The organism is Microbacterium phoenicis (assembly GCF_047302325.1).
GTDB lineage: Bacteria > Actinomycetota > Actinomycetes > Actinomycetales > Microbacteriaceae > Microbacterium.
Genome location: NZ_CP154849.1, coordinates 1,314,259 through 1,331,842, shown reverse-complemented (window position 1 = coordinate 1,331,842; position 17,584 = coordinate 1,314,259). Strand labels below are relative to the sequence as shown.

General features: G+C 69.4%; 16 protein-coding genes and 1 tRNA gene. 8 read left to right on the top strand and 9 right to left on the bottom strand.

Going from position 1 to position 17,584, the window contains the following annotated elements; all coding sequences use genetic code 11:
- The first annotated feature begins 127 nt into the window (after positions 1-127).
- The gene (acs, locus tag ABCU91_RS06470; RefSeq protein WP_406922387.1) at positions 128-2,101 is read left to right on the top strand and encodes an acetate--CoA ligase; all 1,974 of its coding nucleotides are present in this window, start codon (positions 128-130) and stop codon (positions 2,099-2,101) included.
- Between the two features lie 6 nt (positions 2,102-2,107).
- Here the strand turns inward: acs and ABCU91_RS06465 are convergent, their stop codons facing one another.
- From ABCU91_RS06465 to ABCU91_RS06455, 3 genes are all read right to left on the bottom strand, one after another.
- Positions 2,108-3,085 carry a nuclear transport factor 2 family protein gene (locus ABCU91_RS06465; protein ID WP_413355212.1) on the bottom strand — a complete coding sequence of 326 codons (978 nt, stop codon included), beginning with the start codon at positions 3,083-3,085 and terminating at the stop codon, positions 2,108-2,110.
- 74 nt (positions 3,086-3,159) lie between these two features.
- Positions 3,160-3,627, bottom strand: coding sequence for a RidA family protein (locus ABCU91_RS06460; protein ID WP_406922389.1), 468 nt, complete (start codon positions 3,625-3,627; stop codon positions 3,160-3,162).
- Positions 3,627-3,845, bottom strand: a complete 219-nt coding sequence (locus tag ABCU91_RS06455; protein ID WP_018187046.1) for a DUF4177 domain-containing protein — start codon at positions 3,843-3,845, stop codon at positions 3,627-3,629. Before ABCU91_RS06455 ends, ABCU91_RS06460 begins: the two co-directional genes overlap by 1 nt.
- Before the next feature lie 98 nt (positions 3,846-3,943).
- Between ABCU91_RS06455 and ABCU91_RS06450 the strand changes: the two genes are divergently transcribed.
- The 4 genes from ABCU91_RS06450 to ABCU91_RS06435 all read left to right on the top strand — a co-directional run bounded on the left by ABCU91_RS06450 (position 3,944) and on the right by ABCU91_RS06435 (position 8,498).
- Complete coding sequence (locus tag ABCU91_RS06450) at positions 3,944-6,604, top strand: transglycosylase domain-containing protein (RefSeq protein ID WP_413355211.1); 2,661 nt, start codon at positions 3,944-3,946, stop codon at positions 6,602-6,604.
- Positions 6,601-7,566: a metallophosphoesterase gene (locus ABCU91_RS06445; RefSeq protein WP_413355210.1), complete on the top strand. Its 966-nt coding sequence runs from the start codon at positions 6,601-6,603 to the stop codon at positions 7,564-7,566. Before ABCU91_RS06450 ends, ABCU91_RS06445 begins: the two co-directional genes overlap by 4 nt.
- Before the next feature lie 16 nt (positions 7,567-7,582).
- Positions 7,583-7,656: transfer RNA gene (locus ABCU91_RS06440), tRNA-Pro, on the top strand.
- An 86-nt stretch (positions 7,657-7,742) separates the two neighbouring features.
- Positions 7,743-8,498: an HAD-IIB family hydrolase gene (locus tag ABCU91_RS06435; protein ID WP_413355209.1), complete on the top strand. Its 756-nt coding sequence runs from the start codon at positions 7,743-7,745 to the stop codon at positions 8,496-8,498.
- A gap of 4 nt (positions 8,499-8,502) precedes the next feature.
- Here ABCU91_RS06435 and ABCU91_RS06430 read toward each other — a convergent pair whose 3' ends face one another.
- The 4 genes from ABCU91_RS06430 to sigJ form a co-directional block, all read right to left on the bottom strand.
- Positions 8,503-9,141, bottom strand: coding sequence for a thymidine kinase (locus ABCU91_RS06430; protein ID WP_413355208.1), 639 nt, complete (start codon positions 9,139-9,141; stop codon positions 8,503-8,505).
- Positions 9,142-9,150: 9 nt separating this feature from the next.
- Positions 9,151-10,701 (bottom strand): malate:quinone oxidoreductase, encoded by a 1,551-nt coding sequence (locus tag ABCU91_RS06425; protein WP_413355207.1) that lies wholly within the window; start codon positions 10,699-10,701, stop codon positions 9,151-9,153.
- 130 nt (positions 10,702-10,831) lie between these two features.
- Positions 10,832-11,902, bottom strand: a complete 1,071-nt coding sequence (locus ABCU91_RS06420; protein ID WP_406922395.1) for an aspartate-semialdehyde dehydrogenase — start codon at positions 11,900-11,902, stop codon at positions 10,832-10,834.
- A gap of 125 nt (positions 11,903-12,027) precedes the next feature.
- On the bottom strand, positions 12,028-12,906 hold the full coding sequence (gene sigJ, locus ABCU91_RS06415) for an RNA polymerase sigma factor SigJ (protein WP_406923401.1): 879 nt from the start codon (positions 12,904-12,906) through the stop codon (positions 12,028-12,030).
- A gap of 76 nt (positions 12,907-12,982) precedes the next feature.
- On the opposite strand from sigJ, the gene ABCU91_RS06410 reads away from it, so the two are divergent.
- Positions 12,983-13,726 carry an SDR family oxidoreductase gene (locus ABCU91_RS06410; protein WP_413355206.1) on the top strand — a complete coding sequence of 248 codons (744 nt, stop codon included), beginning with the start codon at positions 12,983-12,985 and terminating at the stop codon, positions 13,724-13,726.
- 4 nt (positions 13,727-13,730) lie between these two features.
- On the opposite strand, the gene ABCU91_RS06405 is transcribed toward ABCU91_RS06410, so the two are convergent.
- The gene (locus ABCU91_RS06405; protein ID WP_133398394.1) at positions 13,731-15,017 is read right to left on the bottom strand and encodes an aspartate kinase; all 1,287 of its coding nucleotides are present in this window, start codon (positions 15,015-15,017) and stop codon (positions 13,731-13,733) included.
- Positions 15,018-15,151: 134 nt separating this feature from the next.
- Between ABCU91_RS06405 and ABCU91_RS06400 the strand changes: the two genes are divergently transcribed.
- Complete coding sequence (locus tag ABCU91_RS06400; RefSeq protein WP_406922397.1) at positions 15,152-16,543, top strand: threonine/serine exporter ThrE family protein; 1,392 nt, start codon at positions 15,152-15,154, stop codon at positions 16,541-16,543.
- Positions 16,544-16,588: 45 nt separating this feature from the next.
- Positions 16,589-16,987 (top strand): hypothetical protein, encoded by a 399-nt coding sequence (locus ABCU91_RS06395; RefSeq protein ID WP_413355205.1) that lies wholly within the window; start codon positions 16,589-16,591, stop codon positions 16,985-16,987.
- Positions 16,988-16,989: 2 nt separating this feature from the next.
- Here ABCU91_RS06395 and recR read toward each other — a convergent pair whose 3' ends face one another.
- Positions 16,990-17,583, bottom strand: coding sequence for a recombination mediator RecR (gene recR / locus ABCU91_RS06390; protein ID WP_133398395.1), 594 nt, complete (start codon positions 17,581-17,583; stop codon positions 16,990-16,992).
- Between the last annotated feature and the right edge of the window lies 1 nt (position 17,584).

Here is a 17,584-nt window from a genome sequence, read left to right as displayed (position 1 = left end):
GCTGCGCTTTCCACCCTATGAATCCGCCCTCACCCACTAACGGCGGTAGTCGGGCGTGCGCGACGAAAAATAGAGTGACCGCATCGCCGCACGGGGCCACGACGGCCGGGACGCAAAGGAGCGCCGCATGAGCAGCCAGATCGACCACCTCCTCACCGAGACCCGACGCTTCGCGCCGTCCACGGAGTTCGCCGCGCAGGCCAACGGGCGCGCCGACCTCTACGACGCCGCCGCCGCCGATCGGGAGACGTTCTGGGCCGAGCAGGCGCGCGCCCTCCACTGGGAGAAGCCCTTCACGAAGACCCTGGACTGGTCGAACCCGCCGTTCGCGACGTGGTTCGAGGACGGCGAGCTCAATGTCGCCTACAACTGCCTCGACCGTCACGTGGAAGCGGGCAACGGCGACCGCGTCGCTCTGCTGTGGGAGGGCGAGCCCGGCGACGAGCGTCGCGTCACCTATGCAGAACTCACCGACGAGGTGAAGCGCCTCGCGAATGTTCTGACAGACCTCGGCGTCGAGGCCGGCGACCGCGTCGCAATCTACCTGCCGATGATCCCCGAGGCCGTCGCATCGATGCTCGCCGTCGCGCGCATCGGCGCGATCCACTCCGTCGTCTTCGGCGGATTCTCGGCCGACAGCCTGCGCTCCCGCATCGACGACGCCGGTGCAAAGCTCGTCATCACCAGCGACGGCGGATACCGCAAGGGCAAGGCCTCCCCTCTCAAGCCCGCCGTCGACCAAGCCCTCGGAGACCGCGGACACGGCCCGCAGGAGACCGTCGAGCACGTCCTGGTGGTCAAGCGCACCGGGAACGAGGTCAGCTGGCAGGAGGGTCGCGACCTCTGGTGGCACGACCTTGTGCCCGCGGCATCCGCGGATCACGCAGCCCAGCCCTTCCCCGCGGAGAACCCCCTCTTCATCCTCTACACCTCGGGAACAACGGGGAAGCCGAAGGGCATCCTCCACACGAGCGGCGGGTATCTCACGCAGGCGGCGTTCACGAACAAGGTCGTCCACGACCTGCATCCCGAGAGCGACGTCTACTGGTGCACCGCGGACATCGGTTGGATCACGGGTCACACCTACGTCACCTACGGCCCGCTCGCCAACGGCGCGACCCAGGTCATCTACGAAGGCACGCCCGACGCTCCCCACCCGGGCCGGTGGTGGGAGATCGTCGCGAAGTACGGGGTGACGATCCTCTACACGGCGCCCACCGCCATCCGCTCGTTCATGAAGCTCGGCCGCAGCATCCCCGAGCAGCACGACCTGTCGTCGCTGCGCCTGCTGGGCAGCGTCGGCGAACCCATCAACCCCGAGGCGTGGATGTGGTATCGCCACGTGATCGGCGGCGATCGGGCCCCCATCGTCGACACGTGGTGGCAGACCGAGACCGGCGCGATCATGGTGTCCGCACTCCCGGGCGTCACCGAGACGAAGCCGGGCAGCGCGCAGGTCCCCCTCCCCGGCGTGAGCCTCGACGTCGTGGACGATCAGGGCAACGAGGTCGGCAACGGCAACGGCGGGCTCCTGGTTCTGACGGAGCCGTGGCCGAGCATGCTGCGCGGCATCTGGGGCGACCCGGAACGCTTCGCCGAGACCTACTGGGACAAGTTCGGCGAACAGGGCTTCTACTTCGCCGGCGACGGTGCCCGCCTGGACGAGGACGGCGACGTCTGGTTCCTCGGGCGCGTCGATGACGTCATGAACGTCTCGGGCCACCGCCTGTCGACGACCGAGATCGAATCGGCCCTCGTCGGGAACGAAGCCGTCGCCGAGGCGGCCGTCGTCGGCGCGTCCGACGAGACGACCGGGCAGGCGGTCGTCGCCTTCTGCGTCATCAAAGAGTCGTACATGAAGGCGAACTCGCTCGATGGCCTCGTCGACACGCTCCGCGCGTGGGTGGGCGACCAGATCGGGCCGATCGCCCGCCCACGCGACGTCTACATCGTGACCGAGCTCCCCAAGACCCGCAGCGGCAAGATCATGCGGCGACTGCTGCGCGACGTGGCGGAGGGGCGTGAGGTCGGCGACACGACGACCCTCGCCGACACGATGGTGATGTCCACCATCAAGGGACAGGTGACGAAGAACGTCTGAGCGTTCTCACCCCGCCGGCGTGGTGGGAACGACGTCCCAGTGCTCACGGATGAGGTTGCCGTCGACGCGGAAGATGTCGAGGGCGGTGTACGGGTCGTCGACCTTCGCGCCCACGGCCTGGGACAGCGTCCACACCAGGTCGCCGTCCGACAGCGACACCGTCGACTCGATGGGCGGGAACGCGGCTCCCCCGCCGAAGAGAGACTTCAGCGCCGCTGTCCCGTTCGGTGCGACCGGATTGTGCTGCAGATAGTTCGGATCGAATGCACGGTCGAGGATGCGCGCATCCTGGTCCTTGAAGAGAGTGTCGAAGGCGGCGACGGTGAAGACCCGATTCTTCTCCTCCTGCGCCTCGGTGGGCGCGGGGGAAGGCGTGGCGGGGTCGTAGAGGTCGCTGAACATCGAGTTCGTGTTGCCGCTCGCCGCCGGTCCCTGCGCGATGGGCTGTGCGAACGCCCAGCGTTCGACGATCTTGCCTCCGGCGAGACGGAAGACGTCGGCCGCGGCCTCCCCCGTGCGCTCATCGGAGGGGTCGTCGGTGATCTGGTAGTGGACGGCGACGAGATCACCGTCGGCGGCGGTGCGCTTGATGGCGGCCTGCGCCCCCGAGACGCTCTTGTGCGCAGCGGCGAACTGCGCGAGGAGACCGGCGGGTCCGGACGCGTTGTTCCCGCCGTGCACCGTCGCGTCCTTCTCGACGCTTGCGGCGGCCACAGCCCGGGCCTCAGCCGAATCGGGGTCGGGGAACGCCGCGGAGAAGAGCCGGGTGACGACCGTGAGGTTGGCCTTCTCCGTCGCCGCGTCGTCCCGGGCGATGCTCGAACCGCCCGACGTCGTGGACGCCGCCTGGGCAGGGCTTTCGGAAGACGACGGGGCTGCAGCAGCCGACGGTCCGCCGGCTGCGCACCCGGTCAGGAGGGCGGCGCCGGCCAAGACGGCGGCCGTGCGGGAGAGAAGGGACGATGAGAAGCGAGTGCTGATCATGGGGCCAGAGTGGCGCCGAGGTCTATGCGTATCTCACCGTCGTGTTATCAGATCCCCGAGAATTTGCACTCGGTTCAAGAAAGCGAGAAGACGACCTCGACCTCGACCGGGCTGTCGATGGGGAGGGCCGCCACGCCGACGGCGGAGCGGGCGTGTCGCCCTGCATCGCCGAAGATCTCACCGAGCACGGTGCTCGCGCCGTTGATGACCGTGGGGTGGCCGGTGAATTCCGGTGCGGATGCCACGAATCCCGTCACCTTCACCACGCCGGTCAGCCGGTCCACGCCGCCGACCGCCGCGGCAGCCGCAGCGATCGCGTTGAGGGCGCACTGGCGCGCGAGCGAGGCGGCCTCGTCCGCGGACACGTACCCCTCGCCGTCGCCGACCTTGCCGGTGGCCGGCATCGCGCCGTCGACCATGGGGAGCTGACCCGAGGTGTAGACGAGATCGCCGTGCACCTTCGCCGGGATGTAGGCGGCCAATGGCGGGACGACGGCACCCAGCTCGATGCCGAGCTCGGCCAGCCGGGCCGTGACCGACATCAGCCCTGTCCGAACTGACGAGCAGCGACGGCCGCGGCATCCAGCCCGGCGTTCGCCGAACCGTCACCACCCGACGGACGCTTGAAGTAGCCGACGAGGCCACCCTCGGGACCCGTCACCACCTGCACCAGCTCCCACCCCTGCTTGCCCCAGTTGTTGAGGATCGCGGCGGTGTTGTGGATCAGCAGCGGGGTGGTCATGTACTCCCACGTGGTCATTTCGAGTCTCCCGGAGGTCGTCACGGCGCGGCCCTGGTGGGCTCGACATAGGGAGCGTCACCGAGGCATCCCCCAGTTATCTCCCTTACGATCAGCCTATGCCCCACTCGAAACGCACGGCCACCGGTGTGCTCGGAGGCCTCATGGGCCTCGTCGGCCTCAGCACCGTCGCAGGCCTCCTCGTCTCGGCGACCGTGACTCCCGCCATCGCGGTGTCCGGTTATGCCGCCTCGAGCGCGATCCAGATGTTCGAGGACATGCCGAGCTACCTCAAAATCGAGAAGCTCATGCTCCCGACGACGATCTACGCCAAGAACGACGACGGCAAAGACGTCAAACTCACGGAGTTCTACGACCAGAATCGCGTCCCGGTCACCTTCGATCAGGTCACCCCCGTTATGTACGACGCGATCCTCTCGAGTGAGGACAAGAACTTCTACACCCACGGCGGCATCGACCTGCTCGGCACGCTCGGCGCCCTCGCGCGCAACGCGACCTCCAGCACGACCCGCGGCGGCTCGTCCATCACGCAGCAGTACGTCAAGAACGTCCTGCAGCAAGCGTGCGAGGCCAAGGCCACGGATCAGGATCAGGTGTACGCCTGCTACAAGGAGTCGACGGCCAACGAGGGCACCTCGGGGTACCAGCGCAAGATCCAGGAGATGCGCTACGCGATCCAGCTCGAGAAGAAGTACTCCAAGGACGAGATCCTCATCGGGTACCTCAACATCGCCCACTTCGGCGGGTCGGTCTACGGGATCGGCGCCGCGGCACGTCACTACTTCGACACGACTCCCGACAAGCTCACCATCGAGCAGGCCGCGGTGATCGCCGGGATGGTGCAGGAGCCGAACACTCTGCGGATCGACAAGCCCGGTGGCACGATCACCGCCAAGGACGGCACGCAGGTGAACGGCAAGGAGGACAGCTACCGTCTGACGACGGTCCGTCGCGACTACGTCCTCAACCGCCTACTCGAAGACAAGAAGATCACCCAGGCCGAACACGACGAAGCGATCAACGCGCCGATCACCCCCAAGATCACGTCGCGTCCGCAGGGCTGTTCGGAGGCGAAGGACTCGGAGTTCTTCTGCGCCTACGTCACGTCGATCATCCGCAAGGACGAAGCCTTCGGGAAGACCGAGAACGACCGGCTGGCCACCCTGCGACGCGGGGGCCTGAAGGTCTACACCACCCTCGACACCTCGCTGCAGAAGAAGGCGAACGAGGCGATCTCCGTCGTCCCGGCCGACGTGCCCTACATGGACCTCGGCGCCTCCGGCGTGCAGGTCGAGGTGGGGACGGGTCGCGTTCTCTCCATGGTGCAGAACCGCCCCTGGAGCGACCAGGTCGGCGAGAAGGGCACCACGCAGGTCAACTACAACGTCCCCACGGCGAACGGCGGCGGAGGCCACTCGGCCGGATCGACCTACAAGGTCTTCAGTCTCATCAACTGGATGCAGCAGGGCCACTCGGTCAACGAGATGCTGAACGGGCGCATCGGCAAGAAGACGGTGGAGACGTGCGACGGCAACACCCAGGCGGTGTGGACCGGCCCGGGCAAGGCACCTGACGGCTCGAACCGGATCGGCAACTTCGAGAGCAACCCGGGCTACAGCGGCACGGTCGCCCGTTTCACGAAGGACTCGCTGAACTCCGGCTTCCTCACGATGGCGGAGAAGATCTCGGTCTGCTCGACGAACCGCGTGGCGATGGACCTCGGCGTCACCACCGGTGGCGGCGGGCCGCTCGACGCGTCCAACCAGCCCTACGACGTGCTCGGCTCGCAGGCCGTGGCGCCGGTCGACATGGCCAACGCCTACGCGGCCATCGCCTCCAACGGCACGCTGTGCGCAGCGAAGGCCATCGACCGCGTCGTGGACGCGGATGGGAAAGAGCAGCCCATCCCCGACACGAAGTGCGAACGCAAGCTCAGCGAGGATGTCGCCGCCACGGCCGCCTACGTCCTGGAGAGCGTCATGTCCGCCAGCGGAACCGGCAGCGGCGCACGCACGTTCGACGGCGTTCCGATTTTCGGCAAGACGGGCATCCACCAGTTCATCCACACCTGGATGATCGGGTCGAGCTCCAAGGTCACGACCGCCGTCTGGGTGGGCAACGTCGACGCCGTCAAGCGGAACGGCGAGCTCGTGAACGTGCGCCTGGACGAGCACGTCGAGAGCGGGTACAAGCTCTCCCGCATCCGCAATTCGATCTGGCCCGCCATGCAGCGGGCGGCCAACGCCGAGTTCGGAGGTTCTGCCTTCCCGAAGCCGTCCACGGAGCTGACCAAGCGCGCCTACGCCCAGCTGCCCAACGTCGTCGGCCTGGACGTCGACGCCGCGACGCAGCGCATCGAGGCGGCCGGCTTCAGCGTCACCGTCGGCGACCCCGTGGCTTCGCCCGAAGCCGAGGGCACGATCGTCGCGCAGAGCCCCGGTGCCGGTCGCGTCGTGTCCGGCACGACGGTCACGATCAGCCCCAGTGACGGAAAGGGTGTCGTCGTGCCCGGTGTCAGCGGAACCCCGCAACAGGCGGCTGCAGCCCTCAACGGCGCCGGGTTCACGAACCTCGAGCAGAGCTGCAAGCAGGACGACGCGGCGCCGCCCGAGGGAGTCGTGACCGGCACGGATCCCGCCGCAGGCGAGACCGTCGGACGTGACGACACGATCACCATCCAGTACCAGGCCAAGGACTGCGGCGACGCCGGCGGCCCCGGCAACGGTAACGGCAACAACGGCAACGGCAACGGCCCGTGAGGCCTGCGTCACAGACCGCCCTCACCGCGCTCGGCGCGGTGGGGGCGGTCGGCGTATCCGCCGCCGTCTGGGGCATCGGCATCGAGCGATACCTCTTCACGGCGCGTCGTCACGAGCTCGCCGTCCTCCCCGAGGGCAGCCCGTCGCTGACGGTCCTCCACCTGTCGGACGCGCACATGGCCCCATGGCAGCACCGCAAGCAGCGGTGGATCGCCGACCTGGCAGACGCCGTACAACCCGATGTCGTCATCAACACGGGCGACAACCTCGGGCACGATGACGGGATCCGCGGCATCCGTGCGGCCTTCGAACCCCTCCGCGGCGTGCCGGGCTTCTTCGTCCACGGCTCGAACGACAAGGTCGCTCCCAGCGGGCGGAACCCGTTGAAGTACTTCACCGGCCCCTCCGACCACCCCGTGCGCGGTCGTCGTCTCGACACCGACGCGTTGGACGCGTACCTGAGCGATCTCGGACAGACCGCCCTCGACAACACGGCGGCGAGCATCCGCGTGGCGGGCTTGCGCATCGACGCACTCGGCGTCGACGATGCCCACCGGCAGTGGGACGATCTCGAGGCCGCCACCACGGCCTTCGACGCGCTGCCCGGTGATGACTCCCCCGGGCTGCGACTCGGGGTCACGCACGCCCCGTACCAGCGGGTGCTGAACGCGTTCATGGATGCCGGTGCCGACCTCCTCCTCGCCGGTCACACTCACGGGGGCCAGGTCCGCATCCCCTTCGCGAGGAAGGCGCTCGTGGCCAACTGCGACATCCCGCTCGATCAGGCCCGCGGCCGGAGCGAATGGACGCACGCAGGACGGACCGTTCCCCTGAACGTCAGCGCCGGTCTCGGCCACTCCATCTACGCTCCCATCCGGTTCGGCTGCCGGCCCGAGGCATCCGTCCTCGTCCTCCGCGCCCGACGCGCCGACGATTCGCCCGAGAGGCGGTCGGCAGGGTAAGCTTGGAGGGTTGCCACGGGGTGTGGCGCAGCTTGGTAGCGCGCGTCGTTCGGGACGACGAGGCCGCAGGTTCAAATCCTGTCACCCCGACAGCAGAGAGGCTCCGCCGGATTCCGGCGGGGCCTTTCGCATCCCTCCCCGGAGGGGCCATCGCACCTCCCACGGAACGGAGCACCATGACCTCTCCCCGCCTCGTCGCCTTCGACCTCGACGACACGCTCGCCCCCTCGAAGACGGCGATCGACCCGCGCATGGGCGACCTGCTCCTCCGCCTCGCCGAGCGCGTCGAGGTCGCGATCATCTCGGGTGGGCAGCTGCAGCAGTTCCAGACTCAGGTGGTCGAGCGCCTGCCCGAGACGGATGCCGCGACCCTCGCCCGCTTGCACCTCATGCCGACCTGCGGCACGCAGTACTACCGCCTCACGACGGACGGCATCGAGACGGTGTACGCGCTCTCGCTGACCGACGACGAGAAGTCCCGCGCCCTCGCCGCCGTCGAGGAGGAGGCGACCCGCCTCGGCCTCTGGGAGAGCGAGACCTGGGGGCCCATCCTCGAGGACCGCGGCTCGCAGATCACGTTCTCCGCACTCGGCCAGTCCGCACCCCTCGACGCCAAGACGGCGTGGGACCCGACCGGCGAGAAGAAGAACGCCCTCCGCGACGCCGTGGCCGCCCGCATCCCGGACCTCGAAGTCCGCTCGGGCGGGTCGACGTCGGTCGACATCACGCACCGCGGCATCGACAAGGCCTACGGCATGCGCAAGCTCGCCGAGCAGACCCGCATCCCCCTCGATGACATGCTCTTCGTCGGCGACCGCCTCGACGAGCACGGCAACGATTACCCCGTCCTGGCCATGGGTGTCACCTGTCACGCCGTGGAGGGCTGGGAGGACACCGCAGCCTTCCTCGACGAGCTGATCCCCACGCTCTGAGGCGTCAGCGCAGCCTGTCGCCCGATTCGCGCAGGTAGCACCGCGCGCACATCGACTCGTACGTGACCCGGTCGGGTGAGAGTTCGTCGATCGCGACCTGGTCACCGTCGAACACGAACCGCCCGCCGACGAGACGCGCGTTGAAGAGCGCCTTGCTGCCGCACCGGCAGATCGTCTTGAGCTCCTCAAGGCTGTGCGCGAGTTCCATGAGCCGGGCCGCCCCGGGGAAGGCCCGCGTCTGGAAGTCCGTACGGATGCCGTAGGCGAGGACGGGGATGCCGTCGCTCACCGCGATCCGGAGCAGGTCGTCGATCTGCTCGGGGGTCAGGAACTGGGCCTCGTCCACGAGTAGACAGGCGACGTCGGTGCGGACGTCGGGTACGAGCGCCGCCTCGGCCTCGCGCTGGACTCGACGACGATGCTCGGCGAACAGTTCGCGGGCGTCGTCGTCCGGGCCGATGAGGAAGTCGACGGTGCGCTCGACTCCGAGACGACTCGAGATCTGGTCGGCGCCCTTCGTGTCGATCTCGGGCTTGGCCAGCAGCACGTGCTGGCCCCGTTCCTCATAGTTGAACGCCGCCTGCAGCAGGGCCGTCGACTTGCCCGAGTTCATCGCGCCGTAGCGGAAGTACAGCTTCGCCACGGGTGCGTCTCAGACGTTGATCTGCAGCGCGGCTGCGGTCTTCTGCAGCACCTCGGAGGCCGTCTCGGGAGACGCGTTGAGCGTCTGACCGTACGTGGGGATGAGCGTCTTCAGGGTGGGCTCCCAACCCGCCAGGCGGTCGGGGAAGCACGTCTTCAGCAGGCCGAGCATGATCGACGCACCCGTCGAGGCCCCCGGAGAGGCGCCCAGCAGGCCCGCGATCGACCCGTCGGCGGAGCTGACGACCTCGGTGCCGAACTGCAGCACGCCGCCCTTCTTCGGGTCCTTCTTCATGACCTGCGCACGCTGTCCGGCCTGCAGCAGCTCCCAGTCCTCGTCGCGCGCGCTCGGCATGAAGTCGCGGAGGGAGTCGACCTTCTTGCCGTGGCCTTTCAGCAGCTCGCTGACGAGGTACTTGATGAGGCCCGGGTTGTCGACGGCCACCTTCAGCATCGGCAGGATGTTGCCGGGCCGCACCTGGGCGACGATGTCGGTCATACGACCGTTCTTCAGGAACTTCGGGCTGAACGTCGCGAACGGACCGAACAGCAAGGACGCCTCACCGTCGACGACGCGCGTGTCGAGGTGCGGGACCGACATGGGGGGCGCACCCACGGAGGCCTGCGAGTAGACCTTCGCCTTGTGCTGCGCGACGAGCTCGGGCTTGGAGGTCTTCAGCCACTGACCGCCGATCGGGAACACGCCGTAGCCGGAGATCTCGGGGATGCCGGAGCGCTGCAGGAGCTTGATGGCCCAGCCGCCCGCGCCCACGAAAACGAACCGCGCCCGCACCTTGCCGGGCGTGCGGCCGACCGTGTGACGGTAGGTGACCTCCCACGTGCCGTCCTTCCGGCGCTTCAGGTTCCGGACCTCGCGGTTCGTCTCGACGTCCACACCGGAGGCCGAGAGGTGCTCGAAGAGCTGGCGCGTGAGCGAACCGAAGTCGACGTCGGTGCCGGCGGGGACGCGGGTGGCTGCGAACGGCTCGCCCTTGCGGCGCTTCTGCATGAGCAGCGGCGCCCACTCGTTGATGACGCGGGAATCCTCGGAGTACTCGATGCCGGCGAACAGCGGCTGCGCCTTGAGCACCTCGTAGCGCTTCTTGAGGAAGGCGACATCCTTCTCGCCGCGGACGAAGGTCATGTGCGGCGTCGCGTTGATGAAGGTGGACGGCTCGTCGAGGACGCCGCGCTCGATGAGCGCGCTCCACAGCTGGCGCGACTGCTGGAACTGCTCGTTGATGCCGATCGCCTTGGCCGGGTCGATCTTTCCGTCCGGACCCTCGGGCGTGTAGTTCAGCTCGCAGAGCGCGGCGTGGCCCGTGCCCGCGTTGTTCCACGCGTTGGAGGACTCCTGGGCGACCTCGGAGAGGCGTTCGAAGACGCCGATCTTCCAGTCCGGCTCGAGCTGTTGCAGAAGGGTGCCGAGGGTGGCGCTCATGATGCCGCCGCCGATGAGCAGGGCGTCGTAGGTGTCCGTCGGACTCACTGCGGCGGGGCCGGCTGCTGCGGCGTTCTCGGCGGCCTGATCGTCTGCTCCGGGATTGTCAGTCACGGTCATCCAGTCTACGTCGCCGCTACGGCGGGAGTCGCCGCCCGCCGCCGGTCGAGGCGGCAGGAAAGCGGGTTCTTTCCCCTGATGAAAGGCGGATGCCGGGTCCCCCCCGCGGGGCGGGACCCGGCATCCGTCCTCAGACGCGGGCGGCCAGGTCGGCCGCGACCAGCTCGGCGATCTGGACCGCGTTGAGCGCCGCGCCCTTGCGGAGGTTGTCGTTGCTGATGAAGAGCACGAGCCCCTTGCCCTCGGGCGCGGACTGGTCGGCGCGGATGCGTCCGACGAGGCTCGGATCAGCCCCGGCGGCAGCCAGTGGCGTGGGAACGTCGGCCAGGGCGACGCCTGCGGCATCCGCGAGGACCTCACGGGCGCGGTCAGGCGTGATGTCCTGTGCGAACTCGGCGTGGATCGACAGCGAGTGGCCCGTGAAGACCGGGACGCGGACGCACGTGCCGGCGACGCGAAGACCCGGGAGCTCGAGGATCTTGCGGCTCTCGTTGCGGAGCTTCTTCTCCTCGTCGGTCTCGTTGTCGCCGTCGTCGACGAGGCTGCCCGCGAACGGGATGACGTTGAAGGCGATGGGCGCGACGTACTTCTGCGGTTCGGGGAACTCCACCGCACCGCCGTCGTGGACGAGGCCGATCGCGCCGCCCTGAGCGACGACGGATTCGACCTGACCGAGGAGCTCCTCGGCGCCGGCGAGGCCGGAGCCCGAGACCGCCTGGTAGGTGCTGACCGTGAGCCGGACGAGCTCCGCCTCGACGTGCAACGGCTTCAGGACGGGCATCGCGGCCATCGTCGTGCAGTTCGGGTTCGCGATGATGCCCTTGGGCAGGTTGCGTATCGCGTGCGGGTTGACCTCGCTGACCACGAGCGGCACCTCGGGGTCCATGCGCCAGGCGCTGGAATTGTCGATGACGACGGCGCCGGCGTCCGCGAAGCGCGGGGCGTGGGCGCGGGAGCCCGTCGCGCCCGCTGAGAAGAGGGCGATCTGGATGCCGCTGGGGTCCGCCGTGGCGACATCCTCGACGACGATCTCGCGACCGTCGACCTCGATCGTCGAGCCCGCCGAGCGTGCCGTCGCGAACAGGCGCAGCTCGCGGATCGGGAAAGCGCGGTCGACGAGGATGTCGCGCATCACCGTCCCGACCTGTCCGGTGGCGCCGACGACGGCGACGGAGAATCCCGATTCGGAGAAGACGGTCATGGTGCGGTTCCTCGAGGGTGCGGCGCCGCGCGACGCGACGTCGCGGCAGGGCGCAGGAGAGCGGGTTCCGGCGATTCTACCGGCGCGCCGGGTACCGCGATCCGCATGTGTCGCCCCGCGGGACGCTACACCCACGCGCGAAGCTTCTCGGGGTTCCGCATCATCCAGACATCGGTGATCCGATCGCCGTCGGTGGCGAAGGTGACCGCGGCCGCGATGACGCCGTCGACCCGGATCGCGCACCCGAGCCCGTCTCCGGTGACGGCCGGCTCGTAGGTCGCGGTCGGCTGCTTGGCCGCGAGCCCGAGCAGGAAGCGCGCGACGTGGTCCGCCCCGCGCACCGGCCGGCGCGCGGCGGACACGATCCCGCCGCCGTCGGAGACCAGGACGACGTCGGGCGCGAGCACCCGGACGAGGGCGTCGAGACTCCCGCTCGCAGTCGCGGCGGCGAAGGCCGCGATCAGTTCGTCGTGACGGCCGCGCGGCACGTCCGCCCCCGCGCGGCGCCCGACGTGGCGGCGAGCGGATGCCGCCAACTGCCGACACGCGGCCGCCGACCTCCCCAGCACCTCGGCGATCTCGGCGAACGGCACCGCGAACACCTCGTGCAGCACGAAGGCCACGCGTTCGGCGGGAGTGAGCGTCTCGAGAATCACCAGGAGCGCGGTGGACACTCCCTCGGCGCCGACGACGACATCGACAGGGTCACCGGACGCGCCGACGGGAACCGGCTCGGGCAGCCACTCCCCCACGTACGTCTCGTGCCGGACGCGTGCGGAGCCCAGCACGTCCAGGCAGATCCGCCCGGTCGCGCGCATGAGCCACCCGCCGGGGTTCGCGATGGCATCGCGCTCGGACGCGCTCAATCGCAGCCACCGGACGTAAGCCTCCTGCACGGCGTCCTCGGCGTCGGCCAACGTTCCGAGCATGCGGTACGCCGCGGCGACGAGCGTACGGCGGAAGGCGTCGACGTCGCCGACCGGCCGAGTCGCGGCATCCGTCATGGCGATCTCCGTCCCGGGCCTCACATTCGGGGAGGCTGCGTCGTCACCACAGTGACACACCTTCGGAAGGGACGACATGAAGATCGCAGTGGCAGGCGGGACAGGCACGGTGGGACGGCTCGTGGTGGAGCGAGCGCGGGAGGCGCGGCACGACGCGGTCGTCCTCTCGCGCGCCGCGGGGGTGGACCTCCGTGACCGGGCGGCGGTCGAGCGCGCCCTCGCGGGAACGGAGGCGGTCATCGACGCAGCGAGCGTCGGCACGACCAGCGCGGCGACGGCGACGGAGTTCTTCGCCGCGGCATCCGGCACCCTCCTCTCCGCCGCCGCCAGCACCGGGGTCGGGCATGCCGCACTCCTGTCGATCGTCGGGATCGACCGGAACCCGAACGGCTACTACTCAGGAAAGGTCCGGCAGGAGGAGCTCTTCGAGGACGGCGCCGTGCCGTGGAGCATCCTGCGGGCGACGCAGTTCCACGAGTTCGCCGGGCAGGTCGCGGCGCAGGCGCGCCTCGGGCCGCTGCAGCTGGCCCCGCGTGCACGGGTGCAGCCGGTCGCCGCGGCGGAGGTCGCCGCGCGGCTCGTCGACATCGCCGTCGCGGGTCCGCAGGGGCGGGCGCCGGACCTCGCCGGTCCCCGCGAGGAACGCCTCGACCGGATGATCCGGGCCTGGGTGCACCGCGACGGATCGCGGCGGCTCGTCCTCCCGGTGAGCATCCCGGGGGCTCAGATGCGCGGTATGCGCGAGGGGCTCGCGCTCCCCGGGCCGGCCGCGACCATCGCCGGGCCGAGCTTCGACGAGTGGCTCGGCTCGCGGAGGTGACGCGTCAGCGACCCGTGCCCGCGTGGACGACGGCTTCGGTGTCGCCGTCGAGCCCATAGGCGGTGTGCACGACGCGCGCGGCCTCGGCGAGGTCGTCGCCGCGGACGACGACCGAGATGCGGATCTCCGAGGTCGAGATCATCTCGATGTTGACGCCCGTCGTCGACAAGGCCTCGAACAGCGTCGCCGAGACACCGGAGTGCGTGCGCATGCCGGCACCGACGACCGACAGCTTGCCGATCTGGTCGTCGTGGACGAGCTTGTCGAAACCGACTGCGCTCTGCTCGACCGAAAGGGCGCGCAGCGCGGTGGAGGCCTCGGCCTTGGGGAGCGTGAAGGAGATATCGGTGCGGCCGGTCGCGGCGGCCGACACGTTCTGCACGATCATGTCGACGTTCGCGCCGGACTTGGCGACGATCTTGAAGATGTCGGCGGCCTTGCCGGGGACGTCGGGCACGCCCACGACGGTGATCTTGGCCTGGCTGAGGTCGGTGGCGACACCGGTGACGATGGGCTCTTCCATCTCTTCTCCCTCTTCGTGGTCGGGGGCGGTCATCCCCGCACCGAGAACATACGTGCCGACGCCCGAACTGAAGGTCGAGCGGGCGTGGATCATGACGCCGTGACGGCGGGCGAACTCGACGGCGCGGATGTAGAGCACCTTCGCCCCGTTCGCGGCCAGCTCGAGCATCTCCTCGGACGTGACGGTCGCGAGCTTGCGCGCCTTCGGCACGACGCGGGGGTCGGCCGTGAAGATGCCGTCGACGTCGCTGTAGATCTCGCAGACGTCGGCGTTCAGCGCCGCGGCGAGCGCGACGGCGGTCGTGTCGGACCCGCCGCGGCCGAGCGTCGTGATGTCGCGGGTGTCGCGGCTGAACCCCTGGAAGCCCGCGACGATGACGATCGCTCCCTCGTCGAGCGCCTCGCGAACGCGCACCGGCGTGACGTCGACGATCCGCGCGGCGCCGTGCGAACTGTCGGTGATCATGCCGGCCTGGCTGCCCGTGAACGAGCGCGCCTCGAAGCCCATCGAGTTGATCGCCATCGCCAGCAGCGCCATCGAGATCCGCTCACCGCTGGAGAGCAGCATGTCGAGCTCGCGGGGCGCCGGCAGCGGCGAGACCTGAGAGGCGAGGTCGAGCAGCTCGTCGGTCGTGTCGCCCATCGCGCTGACGGCGACGACGACGTCGTGACCGGCACGTCGGGCGTCGACGATCCGCTTCGCGACGCGGCGGATGCTCTCGGCGTCGGCGACGGACGAACCGCCGTACTTCTGGACGATCAGGGCCATGGTCGGATACTCCCGGGTGGATGCCGGACGCAGCCGGCGGGCGGTGACTCACGCCCGGGCACCATCCTACGGAGCGCCTCGTACCGTCACCGCCATGTGACGCCCCCGGGAGCCGCTCATTTAGGCTGGACGGCATGGGACGACGCCAGTTCTTCACGTCGCTGCAGGCACTCGTCCGCTCCCCCGAGAACTCGGCGCCGCACACCGAGATGCTGCCGGTGATCGACGACGCCTTCGCCGTCGGGGTCCTCGATCTCAGCATCCGCATCGGCGAGTCGATGCTCGCCTCGGGCGCTCCCGCGAGCGAGGTCACCCTGACGATCGTGCGCGTCGCCGGCGTCTACGGACTCGATCCCGTCCACGTCGACGTGAGCTACAACTCGATCACCGTCGCCCATCACCGGAGCGGTGCCGACAAGCCGATCACCCTCATGCGGGTCGTCCGCAGTCAGGCGCCCGATCACGCCCGCCTGCAGCGCCTGCAGGCCCTCGTCACTCAGATCAGGGGCGGGATGCCTGTCGACGCCGCGCGCGCCGAGTTCCGCGTCGTGCGCCGCACACCGTTCGCCTACCACCCGCCCGTCATCGTCACCGCGCAGGCGCTCCTCGCAGTCGGGGTCGCGCTCATGTTCGGCGCCAACTGGCTCGTGATCCTGCTCTCCTTCATCGCCGCGGGAGGAGCCGCGATCACGCAGTTCCTCCTCGGCCGGGCCCACGTCCCCTTCTTCTTCAGCCAGGTCGCCGGCGCCTTCGTCCTGACGCTCATCGCCGCCGTCGCTCCCAGCCTCGAGGCGACCGGGTGGTCCGTCGCGCAGGACATCAAACCGACGGTCATCGTCGCATCGGGGATCGTGCTGATGCTCGCGGGGCTCACCGTGGTGGGCGCCGCGCAGGACGCGATCGACGGTTTCGCCCTGACGGCGACCGGCCGCATCCTCGAGCTCACGACGCAGACCCTGGGCGTGGTCCTCGGCATCCTCGCGGGCCTCGAGACCGCCCGGGTGGTCGGTGCCGGGATGGACGTCCCCAACGACCCGCTCCCGTTCGGGCCACTTCCGCTGCAGTTCGTCGGCGCGGCGCTCATCGCCGTCTCGGTCACGATCTACAACGGAGCCGGCCTTCGCGTCGTCGCGGTCAGCGTGGGTCTGAGCGTCGTCGCCTGGGCGGGGTACACCGCGGCATCCGCTCTCGGCTTCGAAACGGCAGCCGCCAGCGGCGTCGGCGCCTTCGCGGGCAGCCTCGTCGGCATCCTCGCGGCCTACCGGCTGCACGTGCCGTCGGTCGCCATCACGACCGCGGCGATCCTTCCCATGGTCCCCGGAGCCGCGGTCTTCCGCGGGCTCCTGGGTGTCGTCGAGTCGGGCAGCAGTACCGCCCTGCTCCTCTCGGGCTTCACGACTCTCGCCTCCGCGGCGACGATCGGGATCGCTCTCGCGGTCGGCGCGTCACTCGGCATCTACGTCGGCCAGCCGCTGCGTGCGTCGCTGGGCACGGTCATCCGGGCTCGCGCGCGCGAGCGCTCCTGAGCTCCGCCCTCAACGCGCCCCCAGGCTCTGCCTTAGGCTCGCCGCATGAGCTCCGCAAGTGACGAGATCTGGAACCGTGCCGTCGACCTCGACGAACCCCTCTCCCTCCCCGGCGACCTCGCCGCCCGACGGGTGCTGACCTTTCACGCCACGGTCCAGGGCGGGGGCTTCTGGAACGCGATCGAATCGCACTCCGCGGACGAGGAGTTCCCCCTCGACGCCGTTGCCGACGCGTACCGAACGCTGGGTCTCGAACCGACCGCCGAAGCCGTGGACCGTGCCGCAGCGGAGTACGACGAGACCGCCGGCATCGGCGACGACGATGCGTGGGGCGAGGCCGAGGAACGCGTCACCGAGGAATACCGCATCGAGGACGAGGACATCGCGGCGGCCGTCGAGCGCACGCTCGCGCAGGAGCCGGAGCTGTTCGCCCCGACCGCCTGACCTCAGACCGCGCGGCGGCCCTCGAACGCGCGACCGAGGGTGACCTCGTCTGCGTACTCGAGGTCACCACCCACCGGCAGACCCGAGGCGAGCCGGGTGACGCTGATCTCGAGGGTGCGGAGCAGGCGGCTGAGGTAGGTCGCCGTCGCCTCGCCCTCGAGGTTGGGATTGGTGGCGAGGATGACCTCGGTCACGGTGCCGTCGGCGAGGCGTTGCATGAGCTGCGCGATCCGCAGATCGTCGGGGCCGATGCCCGCCATCGGACTGATCGAGCCGCCGAGCACGTGGTAGAGCCCGCGGAACTCGCGCGTGCGCTCGATGGCCGAGACATCCTTCGCGTCCTCGACGACGCAGATGAAGGTGCGGTCGCGCCGCGGATCACGGCAGATGGAGCACTGCGCCTGCTCGGAAACGTTGCCGCAGATCTCGCAGAAGCGAACGCGCTCGCGGAGCTCGGACAGCAACTGCGCCAGTCGGGACACGTCGAACGACGGCGTCTGCAGGATGTGGAACGCGATGCGCTGGGCCGACTTCGGGCCGATGCCGGGAAGACGACCGAACTCGTCGATCAGGTCTTGGACGATGCCGTCGTACATG

What these genes read in the sequence shown, in the direction of transcription:
- acs (WP_406922387.1), top strand. Translation starts at nt 128, where the DNA reads ATGAGCAGCCAGATCGACCACCTCCTCACCGAGACCCGACGCTTCGCG.
- ABCU91_RS06465 (WP_413355212.1), bottom strand. Translation starts at nt 3,085, where the DNA reads ATGATCAGCACTCGCTTCTCATCGTCCCTTCTCTCCCGCACGGCCGCC.
- ABCU91_RS06460 (WP_406922389.1), bottom strand. Translation starts at nt 3,627, where the DNA reads ATGTCGGTCACGGCCCGGCTGGCCGAGCTCGGCATCGAGCTGGGTGCC.
- ABCU91_RS06455 (WP_018187046.1), bottom strand. Translation starts at nt 3,845, where the DNA reads ATGACCACGTGGGAGTACATGACCACCCCGCTGCTGATCCACAACACC.
- ABCU91_RS06450 (WP_413355211.1), top strand. Translation starts at nt 3,944, where the DNA reads ATGCCCCACTCGAAACGCACGGCCACCGGTGTGCTCGGAGGCCTCATG.
- ABCU91_RS06435 (WP_413355209.1), top strand. Translation starts at nt 7,743, where the DNA reads ATGACCTCTCCCCGCCTCGTCGCCTTCGACCTCGACGACACGCTCGCC.
- ABCU91_RS06425 (WP_413355207.1), bottom strand. Translation starts at nt 10,701, where the DNA reads ATGACCGTGACTGACAATCCCGGAGCAGACGATCAGGCCGCCGAGAAC.
- ABCU91_RS06420 (WP_406922395.1), bottom strand. Translation starts at nt 11,902, where the DNA reads ATGACCGTCTTCTCCGAATCGGGATTCTCCGTCGCCGTCGTCGGCGCC.
- sigJ (WP_406923401.1), bottom strand. Translation starts at nt 12,906, where the DNA reads ATGACGGATGCCGCGACTCGGCCGGTCGGCGACGTCGACGCCTTCCGC.
- ABCU91_RS06410 (WP_413355206.1), top strand. Translation starts at nt 12,983, where the DNA reads ATGAAGATCGCAGTGGCAGGCGGGACAGGCACGGTGGGACGGCTCGTG.
- ABCU91_RS06405 (WP_133398394.1), bottom strand. Translation starts at nt 15,017, where the DNA reads ATGGCCCTGATCGTCCAGAAGTACGGCGGTTCGTCCGTCGCCGACGCC.
- ABCU91_RS06400 (WP_406922397.1), top strand. Translation starts at nt 15,152, where the DNA reads ATGGGACGACGCCAGTTCTTCACGTCGCTGCAGGCACTCGTCCGCTCC.
- ABCU91_RS06395 (WP_413355205.1), top strand. Translation starts at nt 16,589, where the DNA reads ATGAGCTCCGCAAGTGACGAGATCTGGAACCGTGCCGTCGACCTCGAC.
- recR (WP_133398395.1), bottom strand. Translation starts at nt 17,583, where the DNA reads ATGTACGACGGCATCGTCCAAGACCTGATCGACGAGTTCGGTCGTCTT.